Here is a 14,267-nt window from a genome sequence, read left to right as displayed (position 1 = left end):
GCTCGCGGAGCGCGTCGGCCATCACAGCCACCGGCATGAAGCAGGAACAGATCAAGACGCTCATCGACGCTTTGGCCGCATCGGACCTGGCGGAGCTGGAGTACAGCGAGAACGGCAGCACGCTGCGGCTGGTGAAGCTGGCTGCGCTGGGGGCCGCGCCCGTCGCGCGGACGCCGGCCGTCGCCCGCAAGGCGGCGAAGAGGACCGTCGAGGAAGCGGCGGCGCCGGCACCTGCCGGTGACGAATGCCTCGCGCCGCTGCACGGCGTGGTGCATCTCCAGCCCGCCCCGGGCGAACCTCCTTTCGTGCAAGCGGGGCAGGCGGTGGAAGCCGGCCAGATGCTGTGCGTGATCGAGGCGATGAAGATGTTCAACGAGGTCCGCGCCGACCGTGCGGGCGCCGTCCGGCAGGTGCTCGTGCAATCGGGCCAGGAAGTGGAAGCGGGGCAGCCCCTGTTCCGCTTCGAATGAGGAGGCACGCGCGATGCCGTTCGACACCGTCCTCATCGCCAACCGCGGGGAGATCGCGCTGCGCATACAGCGCGCCTGCCGTGGCCTCGGCCTGCGCACCGTGGTCGTGCACTCGGAGGCCGACCGCGACGCGATGTACGTCGCGCAGGCCGACCAGGCGCTGTGCATCGGCCCCGCCGCGCCGGGCCTGAGCTACCTCAATCAGTCGGCCCTCCTGTTTGCTGCCGAGATGAGCGGCGCGCAGGCGATTCATCCCGGCTACGGCTTCCTTTCGGAGAACGCGGGCTTCGCGCAGCGCTGCGAGGAAGCCGGCCTCGTCTTCATCGGCCCCAGCGCCGCCTGCATCCGCACCATGGGCGACAAGGTTTCGGCCAAGCGCGCGATGCGCAAGGCCGGCGTGCCCTGCGTGCCCGGACCCGACGAGGCGCTGCCGGACGATGCCGCCGCCGTGCAGGCGCTGGCACGCGAGATCGGCTACCCCGTCATCGTCAAGGCCGCGGGCGGCGGCGGCGGTCGCGGCATGCGCGTGGTGCACGAAGAGTCCGCGCTGCTCGACGCAATGGCCCTCACCCGCGAGGAAGCGCGCCAGGCCTTCGGCAACCCCGAGGTCTACATCGAGAAGTTCCTGCTGCACCCGCGTCATGTCGAGATCCAGGTGCTGGCCGACAGCCACGGCAACGCCGTGTGGCTGGGCAGCCGCGACTGCTCGCTGCAGCGGCGCCACCAGAAGGTGATCGAGGAAGCGCCCGCGCCCGGCATCGACGAGGCGCTGCTGGCCGAAGTGGGCGAGCGCTGCGCGGCCGCGTGCAGGCAGATCGGCTACTGCGGCGTCGGCACCTTCGAGTTCCTCTACGAGAAGGGCGCCTTCTACTTCATCGAGATGAACACGCGCCTGCAGGTGGAGCACCCCGTGACCGAAATGACCGCCGGCATCGACATCGTGCAGCAGCAACTGCGCATGGCCCGCGGCGAGCGCCTGTCGATCGCGCAGGCCGACGTGCGCTGCCAAGGCCATGCCATCGAGTGCCGCATCAATGCCGAGAACCCCGATACCTTCGCGCCCGCGCCGGGCCGCATCACCGGCTGGCAGGTGCCCGGCGGATTCGGCGTGCGCGTCGACTCGCATGCGGGCGCGGGCTACCGCGTGCCGCCGTACTACGACTCGATGATCGCCAAGCTCATCGTGCACGGCGCGAGCCGCGCCGACGCGCTGGACCGCATGCGCCTCGCGCTGGCCGAGACGCGCGTGGAGGGCATCGCCACCAACGTGCCGCTGCATCGCGCGCTGCTGCGCGACGAGGGCTTCGCCGCCGGCGGCGTCGACATCCATCATCTCGAACGCTGGCTGCAGCAAAGGAGCGCGGCGTGAGCACGGCACCATCCATCAGCCTCCTTGGCACGACCGCGCTGCTCTTCGAGGCGCCCGGCGGCATGAACCTGCCCTCTCAGCAGCGCATCTGGGCCCTGGCGCACGAGGCCGAGAGCTGGCCCGAGGTGCGCGAGGCCGTGCCGGGCATGAACAACCTGATGCTCACCTTCAGCCGGGCGCCGCGCCACCTCGATGCGCTGCGCGCACGCCTGTGCGAGGCCTGGGACGCGGCCACCGCCATGCGGCGCGAAGGCCGCGTCGTCGAGCTTCCGGTGGTCTACGGCGGCGAGGGCGGCCCGCACATGGCCGATGTGATGGCGCACACGGGCCTGGGCATCGAGGCCATCGTCGAGCTGCACAGCGCGCCGCTCTATCCGGTGTATGCCCTCGGCAGCCATCCCGGCTACTGCTACCTGGGCGGCATGGACCCGCGCATCGCCACGCCCCGTCGCAAGACGCCGGTGCTGAGCATCCCGGGCGGCGCGGTGTCGATCGGCGGCGCGCAGACGGGCGTGTCGGCATCGGCCGGCCCGAGCGGCTGGAACACCATCGGCAGCACCTCGATGGCGTTCTTCGATCCCGCGAAGGATCCGCCCGCGACGCTGCAGCCCGGCGACATGATCCGCTTCCGCGTGGAGGGCATCGTCCGATGATCGAGATCCTTTCCTCCGCCGCGCTCGCCACCGTGCAGGACCTGGGCCGCACCGGCAGCCTGCGCTGGGGCGTCGGCACCTCGGGCGCCATGGACAACCTCGCGCTGGCCGCCGGCAACCTGCTGCTGGGCAACGAGCTCGGCGCCGCGGCCGTCGAGATACCGGTGTTTCCGTTCAAGGTGCTCTTCGACGAGGACTGCGCCTTCGCGCTCACCGGCGCCGACTGCGCTGCCCGCCTGGACGACCAGCCCCTGCTGCCCTGGTGGGTGCACCAGGCGCGCGCCGGCCAGGTGCTCACGCTGGGACTGCCGCAAGGCGGCGCGCAGCGCGGCAGCCGCGCGGTGCTGTGCGTGGCCGGCGGCATCGACGTGCCCGAGGTGCTGGGTTCGCGCAGCACGCAGCTGCGCGGCGCATTCGGCGGCCACGAGGGGCGCGCGCTGCGCCGGGGCGACCTGCTGCGCGCGGCCGGCGCGGCCGGCGCCTGCCGCACCGGCTTCGGCCTGGTGCCGCCCGCGCTCGCGCTGCCGCTGGAGCGCGACGGCGCGATGGCCGTGCGCGTGCTGCCGGCGGCCGAGTACGCGGCTTTCGAGCCGTCCTCCCGCGAGGCCTTCTGGGCCGGCGAATGGAAGATCACGCCGCACAGCGACCGCTACGGCTACCGGCTTGAAGGCGAGGCGCTGCGGCCGATCGCGCCGATGGAGCTGCGCTCGCACGGCATCGTGCCGGGCGTGATCCAGGTGCCGCACAACGGGCAGCCCATCATCCAGATGCGCGACGCCCAGCCTTCGGGCGGCTACCCCAAGTTCGGCACCGTGATCGAGGCCGACATGTGGCGCCTCGGCCAGGCGCCCATCGGCAGCCGCATCCGCTTCATCGAAACCACCTGGGACGAGGCGCTGGATGCCCTCGACGAGGTGCGCGCCTGGCTCGACAAGGTCGCGCGCATGGTGGAACTGCATCGCGGCGCGCCCGCCGCCAGGAACTGAACGGCATGCAGGACGTTTCCCGACTCGCCGCCTGGCTGGCAGGCACCGACATCGGCCTGCTCGAGCTGCGCACGCCCGAGGGCACGCTGCGCCTCGGGCGCCGGGGCGACGACGTCGTCGAGTTGCCGCAGGACGAGGAAGAGGTCGAGCCCGTGCCGGTCAAGGCCCCCTCGCTCGGCGTCTTCCTGCACGGCCACCCGCTCGCGACCGCGCCGCTGGTCCGAATCGGCGCTCGCGTGGAGGCCGGGCAGACCGTCGGCCTGCTGAAGATCGGCCCGCTGCTGCTGCCGGTGGCCGCGCCGCAGGCAGGCATCGTCGATGGCGTCCATGTGGCCGATGGCGCAGCCGTCGGCTACGGCACGCCGCTGCTCGAGCTGCACCCGCTCTGACGAACAAGAGAAGGACACCCCCATGGACATCGACCTGAACGCAGACCTCGGCGAGGGCTTCGGCCCCTGGCGCATGGGCGAGGACGAAGCGCTGCTCGACATCGTTTCCTCCGCCAACGTGGCCTGCGGCTTCCACGCGGGCGACCCGGTCATCATGGACCGCACGGTGCGCATGGCGCGCCAGCGCGGCGTGGACGTGGGCGCGCACGTGGGCTTTCCGGACCTGATGGGCTTCGGCCGCCGGCAGATGCAGATCGAGACGAAGGAGCTCGTGGCCTATGTGCTCTACCAGCTCGCCGCGCTCGACGGCATGGCCCGCACGGCGGGCCACCGCATGACGCACATGAGCTTCCATGGTGCGCTCGGCAACATGGCAGCCGCCGATGCCGCCCTGGCCGAGCCGCTGGTGCGCGCGGTGGCCGACTTCGATCCTTCGCTCACCGTCAGCACCTCCGCCAGCCGCGCCATCGAGGACGCGGCCGGGCGCTGCGGCCTGCGCGTGCGCAGGACCTTCCTGGCCGACCGGGCCTGCGGCGACGACGGCCTGCTGGTGCCGCGCAAGCTGCCCGGCGCCGTGATCCACGAGCGCGAGGCGGTCCTGGCGCGCGTGCGCCAGCTGCTGGAGGACGGCACCGTCACCAGCGTCACCGGCAAGAAGATTCCGATGCGCGTGCATTCGATCCTGCTGCACGGCGACACGCCCGGCGCCGTCGAACTGGCGCGCGCCGTGCGCGGCGTGGTCGAGCAGGCCGGGCGCGTGGTACCCATCTCCAGGCAGGCGAACGACTGACCGGCCGCTTCGATGCACCGGGGCACGAACATGGTGCTTACCCTTAGTCATATGCACGGATCGCGGGCGACATAAGGGGGGCTTATCGCTCCACAGCCAATCCGTCTTGGCGCAGCGCACAGGCGCTGGCTACAGTGAATTCCAGGCAGCCATCTGCCACCCGACGAAAGAACAGAACATGCCGTTTTCCGACTACAAGACCGCACTGGTGACCGGAGCCTCCTCGGGCATCGGCGCAGCCGTCGTCGAGCGCCTGAGCAAGGAGGGCCTGAAGGTCCACGCGCTCGCTCGCAGCGCCGACAAGCTGGCCGACCTCGCCGCGCGCACCGGCTGCATTCCGCACGCCATCGACGTGAGCGACATCGCGGGCATCACCGCGCTCGCGAAGGAGGTCGAGTTCGACGTGCTGGTCAACAACGCCGGCGTGGACCGACCCGGTTCCATCCTCAAGGCCGACGCCGAAGGCATCGACCTGCTGGTGGACGTGAACCTGCGCGCGGTGCTGCACCTGTGCCGGCTCGTGGTGCCCGGCATGGCGGCGCGCGACCGCGGCCACGTGGTCAACATCAGCTCCATCGCGGGCGCCTACAACTTCGGCGGCAACAGCACCTATCACGCCACCAAGGCGGCGGTGAGCATGCTCTCGCGCCAGCTTCGCATCGACTGCTTCGGCAAGCGCGTGCGCGTCACCGAGATCTGCCCGGGCCGCGTGGCCACCGACATCTTCGCGCACGTGCACGGCGACTCCGAGGACACCTACAAGCGCTTCGTCGAGGGCTTCGAGCTGCCGCAGGCGGAAGACATCGCGAACGCCATCGCCTTCGCGATCTCGGCGCCCATCGCGGTGAACGTCGGCCACATGGAGATCACGCCCACGCTGCAGGTGCCCGGCGGCCTCTCGACCACCCGGCCCGAAACGCCACGGGCCTGAGCGGCACGAACGCATCCGATCCAGGCAAGGCAAAGGAACCGGCGCATGAAAGACTTCGACCTGCTTGCCATCCTGCTGAAGCCGGAGTTCGGCGACATGCTGCTGCATGGCCTGCTGGAAACGCTGAGGATCGCGGCCGGTTCCTGGCTGCTCGCCATGACCATGGCCATCGTGCTGCTGGTGGTGCGGCTCACGCCGAGCCGCATCGCCGAGCGCGTGGTGGCCGGCTACATCTCCTACCACCGCAACGTGCCGACGCTGGTGCAGCTCATGTTCTGGTACTTCGGCATCTTCAGCCTGCTGCCCGACGCGCTGCAGGGCTGGCTGTCGGCCAACAACGCAGAGAGGCTGCTGTCCATCGTCGCGCTGGGCCTGTGCCAGGCCGCCTACTTCAGCGAGGACATGCGCTCGGGCCTGCGCGCAATCCCGGCCGGGCAGGCCGAGGCGGCACGCGCGCTCGGCCACGGCTACATCGGCTCCATGCGCCACGTGATGCTGCCGCAGGCCATCCGCAACGCGGTGCCGGCGCTGGTCAACCACAGCGTGTCGCTCTTCAAGAACAGCAGCCTGGCCATGGCCATCGGCGTGGCCGAGCTGACGCACGCGGTGAAGGAGATCGAGAGCCAGAGCTTCCGCACCTTCGAGGCCTACAGCGTGGCCACCGTGCTCTACCTGGTGTGCTCGCTGCTCATCATGGCCGTGGGCGGATGGCTGTCGCGGCGCTACCGCATCGCAGGCGCAAGGTAAGCGGAAGAAAGAACAGAAGAAGCCAGAGGCCACGATGTACAGCGTCTACGAAATCCTCCGCGACAACTGGCTGCTGCTGCTGGTCGGCCAGTACCCCAACGGCCCGCTCGGCGGCATCGTCGCCACGCTGATCCTCTCGGTGCTGGGCATCGTGCTGGCCTTTCCGCTGTCGGTGCTGCTCGCGCTGGCGCGGCTGTCGCCCTGGCGCCTGCTGCGCTGGCCCGCCACCGTGCTGGTGTACGTGGTGCGCGGCGTGCCGCTGCTGATGGTGATCCTGTGGGTCTACTTCCTGGTGCCGCTGCTCATCGGGCGCGACGTGTCGGGCTTCACCACCATGCTGTGCACGCTGGTGATCTACGAGGGTGCCTATCTCTCCGAGGTGGTGCGCGCCGGCATCCAGGCCCTGCCCAAGGGGCAGACCGAGGCGGCGCGCGCGCTGGGCCACAGCCACCTGGGCACCATGTGGTTCGTGATCCTGCCGCAGGCGCTCTACAACATGCTGCCCAGCATGCTGAGCCAGTTCATCTCCACCATCAAGGAGACCACGCTGGGCTACGTGATCAACGTGCAGGAGCTCACCTTCGCGGCCAACCAGATCAACAACCAGCTTCTGACCAAGCCCTTCCAGGTGTTCTTCATCCTGGCGATGACCTACTACGTGGTCTGCTTCAGCCTGACGCAGCTCACGCAGTGGCTCGAGCGGCGCATCGCGCACAAGCGGCTCGGCGCAGCGCAGGCGCAAGCCGCGGCCGCGGACGGCACGCCGCTTCCTTCGCCGATGGCGGCGCCCCAGCCATGACCGCGACGCCTGTTCCACACCCATCGCCCGCGAGGGACGACACCATGATCCTGTTCTCCAACATCAACAAGTGGTACGGCGACTACCAGGCGCTGGCCGACATCAACGCCGAGGTGAAGAAGGGCGAGGTCGTGGTGGTCTGCGGGCCCTCGGGCTCCGGCAAGTCCACGCTGATCCGCACCGTGAACCGGCTGGAGGAAGTGAAGTCGGGCCAGTTGCTGTTCGACGGCCAGGACATCCACGCGCCCATGCGCAGCGCGGCGCTGAACAAGCTGCGCAGCCGCATCGGCTTCGTGTTCCAGAGCTTCAACCTGTTCCCGCACCTGTCCGTGCTGGAGAACATCATGCTGTCGCCGATGCGCGTGCTTGGCGTGAAGCGAGCCGACGCGAAGGCCAAGGCCGGGCAGCTGCTGGAGCGCGTGGGGCTGTCGAACAAGGCAGGCGCGTATCCCGCGCAGCTCTCGGGCGGCCAGCAGCAGCGCGTGGCCATCGCCCGCGCGCTGGCGATGGAGCCGCCGGCCATGCTGTTCGACGAGCCCACCAGCGCGCTCGACCCCGAGATGGTGGGCGAGGTGCTGTCGGTGATGCGCGGGCTCGCCAACGACGGCATGACCATGATGTGCGTCACGCACGAGATGAACTTCGCCCGCGAGGTGGCCGACCGCATCTGGTTCATGGACGCGGGGCGCATCCTCGAGAAGGCCGACCCCGCCACCTTCTTCGGCAGTCCGCAGCATCCGCGCGCGCAGCGCTTCCTGTCGGACCTGCGCGCGCATTGAATCCGTCTTCCTTCGTTCAGTTCCACGCAATCCCCCAGGAGTCCACCATGTCGAAAAAGACCGTCTTCCGCCTTGCCGCCATCGGCACCTTCCTCGGCACGGCCTCGCTGCTCGTGCACGCCGACCAGTGGAGCGACATCAGCCAGCGCAAGGAACTCAAGTGCGGCACCTTCGCCGACGTTCCTCCCTTCGCCGCGCCCGACCCGAAGACGCGCGAGATGGTGGGCCACGACGTCGACCTGTGCAACGCGCTGGCCAGGGAGCTGGGCCTCACCGCCAAGGTCACGCCGCTGTCGGTGGAAGCGCGCGTGCCCGAGGTGAAGCTCGGCCGCGTCGACGTGACCGTGGCCAACCTGGCCTACACCAAGAGCCGCGGCGAGCAGATCCAGTTCAGCGACCCGTACTACGTAGCCAAGGAAATGCTGGCCGTGAAGGCCTCCGACCCCGGCACCGCCAAGGCAGACTTCAAGGGCAAGCGCCTGAGCTCGACCAAGGGCTCCACTTCCGAGCTGTCGATCAAGATGAACGGCTCCGAGCCGGTCACCTTCCAGGACACGGGTTCGGCCTTCATGGCCGTGCAGCAGAACAAGTCGGTCGGCATGGTCGCCAACACCATGACCATCACCAAGCTGGTCAACCAGTCGAAGACCGAAGGCGTGGCGCTGAAGATGATCAAGGAGCCGATGGTGCTGCAGCCCGTGGGCATCGGCATGAAGAAGGACGAGCCCGTGCTGCTGTCCAAGGTGAACGCCGCCCTCTATGCGCTGGAGAAGTCGGGCGAGCTCGACCGCATCTGGGCCAAGTGGCTGGGCCCGAACACCGAGTACAAGATGGTGCGCGAGGAGAAGGTCACGCCGCTGGCCGAGCTCAAGTTCGAAATGCTGCCCTGAGTCTCCGGCGCCGCGCACGCAGCAAGGCCCGCGAAGTTTGAAACCGCAGCGGCCAAGGCCAGGAACACCGCGGAACCGGCTTTGCCGGGCCGCTGGTGTTGCCCCCTCGGAGAGGGGGGGGTGGCGAAGCACACGAAGTGAGCGAAGCCTGGGGGAGCTTCCTAGTCGTAATTTGTGAAGCGGCTTGGTTCCTCGGTCTGCGTGTTCAGCGGCTTGTAGCCCTGTATGTTCTGCAGCAGCGTGCTCGTCGGGTTCGAGCCGATGTTGCCGAAGCCGTTGAACTGGATCTGGAACATCAGCCGGGTGTCGGGGCTGGTCCGGCCCGAGACGAGGCGCTCGAGCACGACGCGGCCCACCCAGCAGCAGGCGTTGTATTCGGCGCCGATCAGGCTGTCCGACATCGCGCGGTCGTGCAGGCTGTAGCTCAGCCGGCCCACTGCATACCAGCGGCCCGGGTCGCCGGGTTTTCTTTCGCCGAAGAGCCCTCTGGTCAGCTCGCTCAGCGGCCACTGCCAGTTGAAGTCCACCGTCTTCGTGCCGTCGTTCGCGGTGGTGCTGCTGTCGGCCTGATAGCGGAAGGCGGCGGTGAGGGTGTGATACGGCGCCGGCGTGTAGCGCAGCGTGAGCGCGTCGCGCGTGCTCTTGCCGGTGTCCATGTTGTACTGGGCCAGGCCGTCGATGCTCCACTTGGGATTCCAGTGCACCTGGCCGCCCAGGATGAAGTCGCCCGAGCGGTCGGTCACCGCGGTGCCGCCCGGCAGCGTGACGTTCTGGTCGCTGAAGCGGAAGCGCTGCGCGATGCCGAAGCGCGCCGACTCGGCGCCGGTGACGGGGTCGATCAGGCGCGTGGTCACGCCGGTGGTCAGCGTGTTGGTGTCCGAGATGCGGTCGTTGCCAGAGAACGCGTTCTCGGTGTACAGCGTGGCGAAGCTGATGTCGTTGGCGGCCGTGTCGTACACCGGCAGCTGGCTCTGGTCGCGGTAGGGCGTGCGCACGTAGAAGGCGCGGGGCTCCAGCGTCTGGCGCCATGCGCTGCCGAACAGGCTGGTGTCGCGCTCGAACACCAGTCCGCTGTCCAGGCTCACCGTGGGCACCACGCTGCTGATGGAGGTCGCGCCGCTGGCCAGCGGCGAGTCGAGCTGGTAGGAGGCCGTGTGCAGCAGCAGCTTCGGAATCACGTAGCCGCCCGGCGTGACCCACGGCCGGCTGATCTGCAGGTTGCCCACCATGCGCTCGCCGTTTGGCTGCTTGATGCCGTTGAGCGTGGGCGAGTAGGCCGAGTCGATCTCGAAGCGCGAGTAGTCCAGCGTGCCCGACACGTCGAAGCCGTGCAAGTCGTACTTGTTGTAGTTGGCCGTGATCTGCGGCACGCGGTTGTACGAGGGCGTGATCGGCGAGGCGGCGTACTGCAGCGTCTGGTACGAGAGGGTGCGCGCCTGCCCGCTCCAGTCGCCCTTGCTCCAGTTGAGGTCGACCTCGTTCGTGAGCGTGCGCGAGGTGAGCGTGGGCGAGTGCGAGAAGTCGCGCCAGTAGTCGTCGTCGCTTACGCGGTTGATGTTGAACGAGGTGCTCAGCGAATCGAGCCCGAAGGGCTTGGGGTCGAGCTTCTGGTCGTGCTTGGCCCACAGGCCCCAGCGGTTGCGGTCGCGCAGGCTGTCGCTGGGCATCTCGTCGATGCGGATCTGGCCGCTGTAGTTCTTCTCCAGGTAGCGGAATTCCGTGCCGACGTTGATGCCGCGGCTGGTCATGAGCTCGGGGTAGAGCGTGAGGTCGCGGTTGGGCGCGATGTTCCAGTAGTACGGCTGCAGGTACTCGAAGCCGTTGGTGGTGTCGAAGCCGATCACCGGCGGCAGCAGGCCGCTCTGCCGAGCGTTGCTCAGCGGAAAGGTCACCGACGGAATGGAGGGCGTGGTCACGCCCAGGAAGGTGATCTGCGCGTCGGTGGCGGTCGCGAGGTTGGTGTCGCTGTCGGTGGTCATCGTGACCGCGCTGAGCATCCAGTCGGGCATCCACCCCGGGCGGTTCTCGCGCAGGCAGGTGGTGTAGGTGACGTGCCGCGCCACAGAAACCTTCGGATCGACGAAGTCGATGCGCTCGGCCTCGCCGTGCCCGCCGTTGGCCAGCAGGGTGTAGCGCACGTGGTCGAAGAAGCCCTCGAAGCTCTCGACCTTCAGGCGCAGCTCGGGGCCCTCGTACACGTTGCCGGCCTGGTTCAGGTGCACGTTGCCGGTGGCGGTCGCGATGTCGGCCGGCGGCCGGTACTCGAGGCGGTCGGCCGTGATGCGCGTGTCGCCGCGCCGCAGCGAGGCATTGCCCTCGACCGTCACTTCGAGGTCGGGGCGTCCGCTGAGCCGGTCGCCGTCGACGATGCTCGGGCGCATGCCGCGTTCGGCCGGCGGGATCGTCTCGATCAGCTCGGGCGTGCGGCGCAGCGTGATCGGCGCCTCGGTCCATGCGTCGTCCTGTGCCGAGGCCGAGTGCGAACGCAGCATCAGCAGCGAAAGCAGCACCATCGGCGGCAGCGGAAAGCCGCGCCAGCGTAGTTTCATGTGAAGAGAAGAATGGTCCGGAAGGAGGCCGGCGCGTTCAGGCGTCCTGCCTGGCCTGCGATTCCCATGCGAAGCCGACGCCGTAGACCGAGCGGATCCAGTCGTGCGCGGCCGAGACGGTGGCCAGCTTCTTCCTGAGGTTCTTGATGTGCGTGTCGACGACGCGCTCGTTGACGTCCAGCGCCTCCGGGAACGCGGCCTCGAGCAGCTTCGAGCGCGTGAGCACGCGCCCCGGCTCCTGCGAGAGCGCGCGCAGCAGCAGCGATTCGCGGCGCGTCAGCGGCAGGTAGTGCCCGTCGAGGATCGCGCAGCCGCGCACCGCGCCGAAGGTGATCGGCATCGAAGGGCGGGCCACGTGTCGCCGCTGCGCGCAGCGGCGCAGCACGGTGTGGATGCGCACCACGACTTCCCTCGGCGAGAAGGGCTTGCACACGTAGTCGTCCGCGCCGAGATCGAAGCCGCGCAGCCGGTCGGACTCCTGCGCGCGCGCCGTCAGCATGATGATCGGGTGGTCGCTGCGCGCGCGGATCTTCTCCAGGATCTGCAGGCCGCTCACGCGCGGCAGTTCCACGTCGAGCAGGGTCAGCGCGGGCGGCGAAGTCAGGATGCGGTGCAGCGCGACCGCGCCGTCCTCGATGTGCTCGGCTTCGTGCCCGGCGCGGCGCAACTCGTCCAGCAGCACCGAGGCGGCGTCTTGCCCTTCCTCCACCAGCAGGATGCGGCTCATCGCGTCATTGCAGCTTCAGTGAACCGGGGTGCGCCTGCCTGACGGGTGCAGGTGCGTGCGTGTTGCGGTCGCGGCAGTTGCGCATGTGGTCGTCCACCGTCAGGTCGCCCTGCAGGTCGGTCAGCAGTTGCAGCGTGCGGTCGATGGCGGCGTTGTCGAGCATGGGGTAGCCCTGCTCGGTGCGCCCGTTGTTGCGCGCCACGCGCGCGATGTAGGGCAGGTCCTGCGGCGTGATGACGACGCTGGGCATCACGCCTTCGAGCTCCACGCCGTCGAAGGGCAGCAGCACGAAATACTGCACCCGCAGGTCCGACGGCACCAGGCTGCGCAGGTGCGTGGTCTTGCGGCCGCACTGCCAGGCAGGGTCCTTCACCTCGCGCGCCAGCGAATGCCCATGCTGGCGCAGGAACCAGCGCGGCACCGTGTGGGCCGAGGTCTTGCGGTACACCACCGCGTTGCGCCAGCCCTTCACCTCGAACAGGTACACGCCGGCCTCGCACACCAGCGCGACGTCGAAGCGCGCCGTGGGTACGGCGCTGCCTTCGTACATCGGGATGACGAGGTCGCGCAGCACGTGCATGCGACCGAAGGCCGGCTGGAAGGCGGCGGCGAGCTGCTGGATGGCCAGCGTGGTTGCCGTGCTGCTCGCGGACTCGCTTTCAGGGGAGCAGATGCGGTGCGTGGGCGCGACGGCGTCCGGCTTCTTGTGTCCGTGGCCGGCCAGCGTGAGCACGGGGCGGGTCGGAACTTTGTGCAGGGCAGTGGTCATGTAGAGCTCCTTCGAATCTCAAGGATTGCGCAACTTTCGGGAGACTTTGTGCAGAAACGGCATTTGCCCAGCTTGTCCGCCTTGCCCGGCCTGTTCGTTCTGCCCGGCCTGCAGGTCCGCCACGGTGTCGATGGACGCACCGCTTCCGATGCTTCCCATGAGGACGACCCATGCAAGCGCAAGCTCTCCGTTGGCCGCGGCCAGCACGTGCAGGTCGAGCAGCAGGCCCTGGTAGTCCTCCATGAGCTGCACTTCGGAGATCTCGCCGCGGTCGCGGCGCTGCTTGGAGGACTCGAAGCCCGCTCGCGCATTCACGACGCGCGCGTATGCGGTGTTGGCGATGTCGCTCTGCATCTGAAGCCGTTGCAGCGCCTCGGCCACCTGCTCGCGTGCCTGCGCGACCGCATGCGCGTAGAGAGGCTTGCCGGGCACCTCGATGTCCCGTGCCTCCTCTGCCGCGGCGTCGATGGTGCCCGCGGGCATCGCCGACGGATCCGCGTCGTAGAGCGCGGCGGCGAGATTGATGTCGTTCCTGTTGGCGAGCACGGCCATCGGCAGCTCGCGCGGCACCTCGGCCGCGAAGCGCGGCAGCGACTTGTCCTGCAGCGCGTCGGCGAGCATCTCCTGGAGCGCGGCTTCCGACATGCGGCACTGCCTTGCCAGGTAGGCGATGTAGCTCGCGCGCTGGGCCTTCAGCTTCTCGATGGTCGATTGCGCGCCGGCCTGCCGTTGCGCGAGCTGCTTCGCGAAATCGTCGTGCGGCAGCGCGCTGCCCTTGATGAGCGAGGTCTGCCGCTCGACGGCCGAGCGCGTGTTCTCGAGGTAGACGAGCTCCAGCGTCTTCACCTTGAGCGCGATGTATGTGGCGGCAATGCCCGCTTCCGCGTTGCCTCCGAGCGATGCGGCCATCAGCTTGTCCATCGCGGGGTCTTCGAACCCGGCCCACCACGACTGCGTGTCCACGCGGGCCCGGGTGCGTGCCTTGTCGTGGTCGACGAACATGCCCGCGGCGAGCACCGAGGTCGAGTGGACCATCGCGATGCTCGTGCTGGCGCATGCGATGGCCAGCGCGCCGCACACTGCCGCTGTCAGGATTCTTGAGCGCTTCACGCCAGGGTCTCCAGCTTCTTCATGAGCGCATCTTTTCAGGCGATCTGGGAGAAATTTGAAGGACCGTGCAACAGCCCTGTGCGCGCGTGCGGCACAGGTGTGATGTACGCACACAACACTCGGTGCAGCGGAAAGCCGAACCACCAAATTCCTCCCGAATTGGGCGAAACCATGCATGCAGCCGGTCGATACCGAGCGGCCGCATCAGACCTGAAACTGGAGAACCCTGAATGAAGAAAACCCTCACGGCATTCGCTGCCCTGGCCGTCTGCGGCCTGGCTTCTGCCCAATCGTCAGTCACGTTGTTCG

General features: G+C 68.7%; 16 protein-coding genes. 11 read left to right on the top strand and 5 right to left on the bottom strand.

The features are described 5' to 3' along the window. Positions 1-35: 35 nt before the first annotated feature. The 11 genes from BMY35_RS36680 to BMY35_RS36630 all read left to right on the top strand — a co-directional run bounded on the left by BMY35_RS36680 (position 36) and on the right by BMY35_RS36630 (position 8,803). Positions 36-470, top strand: coding sequence for an acetyl-CoA carboxylase biotin carboxyl carrier protein (locus BMY35_RS36680; RefSeq protein ID WP_093209953.1), 435 nt, complete (start codon positions 36-38; stop codon positions 468-470). Between the two features lie 13 nt (positions 471-483). Beyond that, positions 484-1,839: an acetyl-CoA carboxylase biotin carboxylase subunit gene (gene accC, locus BMY35_RS36675; RefSeq protein ID WP_093209925.1), complete on the top strand. Its 1,356-nt coding sequence runs from the start codon at positions 484-486 to the stop codon at positions 1,837-1,839. Continuing rightward, on the top strand, positions 1,836-2,492 hold the full coding sequence (pxpB, locus tag BMY35_RS36670) for a 5-oxoprolinase subunit PxpB (protein WP_093209923.1): 657 nt from the start codon (positions 1,836-1,838) through the stop codon (positions 2,490-2,492). Before accC ends, pxpB begins: the two co-directional genes overlap by 4 nt. Beyond that, positions 2,489-3,478 (top strand): 5-oxoprolinase subunit C family protein, encoded by a 990-nt coding sequence (locus BMY35_RS36665; protein WP_093209921.1) that lies wholly within the window; start codon positions 2,489-2,491, stop codon positions 3,476-3,478. The genes pxpB and BMY35_RS36665 overlap by 4 nt, the downstream gene beginning before the upstream one ends. A 5-nt stretch (positions 3,479-3,483) precedes the next feature. Beyond that, positions 3,484-3,867, top strand: coding sequence for an acetyl-CoA carboxylase biotin carboxyl carrier protein (locus BMY35_RS36660; protein WP_093209919.1), 384 nt, complete (start codon positions 3,484-3,486; stop codon positions 3,865-3,867). A gap of 22 nt (positions 3,868-3,889) precedes the next feature. Then, positions 3,890-4,657, top strand: a complete 768-nt coding sequence (locus tag BMY35_RS36655; protein WP_093209918.1) for a LamB/YcsF family protein — start codon at positions 3,890-3,892, stop codon at positions 4,655-4,657. Positions 4,658-4,835: 178 nt separating this feature from the next. Beyond that, on the top strand, positions 4,836-5,588 hold the full coding sequence (locus tag BMY35_RS36650; protein ID WP_093209916.1) for an SDR family oxidoreductase: 753 nt from the start codon (positions 4,836-4,838) through the stop codon (positions 5,586-5,588). Between the two features lie 45 nt (positions 5,589-5,633). Continuing rightward, positions 5,634-6,335 (top strand): amino acid ABC transporter permease, encoded by a 702-nt coding sequence (locus BMY35_RS36645; RefSeq protein ID WP_093209914.1) that lies wholly within the window; start codon positions 5,634-5,636, stop codon positions 6,333-6,335. A 34-nt stretch (positions 6,336-6,369) separates the two neighbouring features. Further along, positions 6,370-7,134: an amino acid ABC transporter permease gene (locus tag BMY35_RS36640; protein WP_093209912.1), complete on the top strand. Its 765-nt coding sequence runs from the start codon at positions 6,370-6,372 to the stop codon at positions 7,132-7,134. 44 nt (positions 7,135-7,178) lie between these two features. Then, positions 7,179-7,913 (top strand): amino acid ABC transporter ATP-binding protein, encoded by a 735-nt coding sequence (locus tag BMY35_RS36635; protein WP_093209910.1) that lies wholly within the window; start codon positions 7,179-7,181, stop codon positions 7,911-7,913. Positions 7,914-7,960: 47 nt separating this feature from the next. Next, positions 7,961-8,803: an ABC transporter substrate-binding protein gene (locus tag BMY35_RS36630; protein WP_093209908.1), complete on the top strand. Its 843-nt coding sequence runs from the start codon at positions 7,961-7,963 to the stop codon at positions 8,801-8,803. A 161-nt stretch (positions 8,804-8,964) separates the two neighbouring features. On the opposite strand, the gene BMY35_RS36625 is transcribed toward BMY35_RS36630, so the two are convergent. The 5 genes from BMY35_RS36625 to BMY35_RS38650 all read right to left on the bottom strand — a co-directional run. Then, positions 8,965-11,352 carry an LPS-assembly protein LptD gene (locus BMY35_RS36625; protein ID WP_093209906.1) on the bottom strand — a complete coding sequence of 796 codons (2,388 nt, stop codon included), beginning with the start codon at positions 11,350-11,352 and terminating at the stop codon, positions 8,965-8,967. Between the two features lie 37 nt (positions 11,353-11,389). Further along, entirely contained in the window at positions 11,390-12,079 is a 690-nt protein-coding gene (locus BMY35_RS36620) for a response regulator (RefSeq protein WP_093209904.1), read from the bottom strand. A gap of 4 nt (positions 12,080-12,083) precedes the next feature. After that, on the bottom strand, positions 12,084-12,848 hold the full coding sequence (locus tag BMY35_RS36615) for a nuclease-related domain-containing protein (RefSeq protein ID WP_093209902.1): 765 nt from the start codon (positions 12,846-12,848) through the stop codon (positions 12,084-12,086). Between the two features lie 18 nt (positions 12,849-12,866). Continuing rightward, positions 12,867-13,958, bottom strand: a complete 1,092-nt coding sequence (locus tag BMY35_RS36610) for a hypothetical protein (protein WP_143080831.1) — start codon at positions 13,956-13,958, stop codon at positions 12,867-12,869. A 19-nt stretch (positions 13,959-13,977) separates the two neighbouring features. After that, positions 13,978-14,267 (bottom strand): hypothetical protein (locus tag BMY35_RS38650; RefSeq protein WP_218153047.1); only part of this gene is annotated, 290 nt, incomplete at its 5' end.

Source organism: Variovorax sp. YR750 (assembly GCF_900109805.1).
Lineage (GTDB): Bacteria > Pseudomonadota > Gammaproteobacteria > Burkholderiales > Burkholderiaceae_C > Variovorax > Variovorax gossypii.
Note: the sequence above shows the minus strand (reverse complement) of the source record. Positions and strands in the feature narration are given on the sequence as shown.

Bases quoted from the DNA above. Each gene is read 5' to 3' on its own strand.
- BMY35_RS36680 (WP_093209953.1), top strand. From the start codon at position 36: ATGAAGCAGGAACAGATCAAGACGCTCATCGACGCTTTGGCCGCATCG.
- accC (WP_093209925.1), top strand. From the start codon at position 484: ATGCCGTTCGACACCGTCCTCATCGCCAACCGCGGGGAGATCGCGCTG.
- BMY35_RS36665 (WP_093209921.1), top strand. From the start codon at position 2,489: ATGATCGAGATCCTTTCCTCCGCCGCGCTCGCCACCGTGCAGGACCTG.
- BMY35_RS36660 (WP_093209919.1), top strand. From the start codon at position 3,484: ATGCAGGACGTTTCCCGACTCGCCGCCTGGCTGGCAGGCACCGACATC.
- BMY35_RS36655 (WP_093209918.1), top strand. From the start codon at position 3,890: ATGGACATCGACCTGAACGCAGACCTCGGCGAGGGCTTCGGCCCCTGG.
- BMY35_RS36650 (WP_093209916.1), top strand. From the start codon at position 4,836: ATGCCGTTTTCCGACTACAAGACCGCACTGGTGACCGGAGCCTCCTCG.
- BMY35_RS36645 (WP_093209914.1), top strand. From the start codon at position 5,634: ATGAAAGACTTCGACCTGCTTGCCATCCTGCTGAAGCCGGAGTTCGGC.
- BMY35_RS36640 (WP_093209912.1), top strand. From the start codon at position 6,370: ATGTACAGCGTCTACGAAATCCTCCGCGACAACTGGCTGCTGCTGCTG.
- BMY35_RS36635 (WP_093209910.1), top strand. From the start codon at position 7,179: ATGATCCTGTTCTCCAACATCAACAAGTGGTACGGCGACTACCAGGCG.
- BMY35_RS36630 (WP_093209908.1), top strand. From the start codon at position 7,961: ATGTCGAAAAAGACCGTCTTCCGCCTTGCCGCCATCGGCACCTTCCTC.
- BMY35_RS36625 (WP_093209906.1), bottom strand. From the start codon at position 11,352: ATGAAACTACGCTGGCGCGGCTTTCCGCTGCCGCCGATGGTGCTGCTT.
- BMY35_RS36620 (WP_093209904.1), bottom strand. From the start codon at position 12,079: ATGAGCCGCATCCTGCTGGTGGAGGAAGGGCAAGACGCCGCCTCGGTG.
- BMY35_RS36615 (WP_093209902.1), bottom strand. From the start codon at position 12,848: ATGACCACTGCCCTGCACAAAGTTCCGACCCGCCCCGTGCTCACGCTG.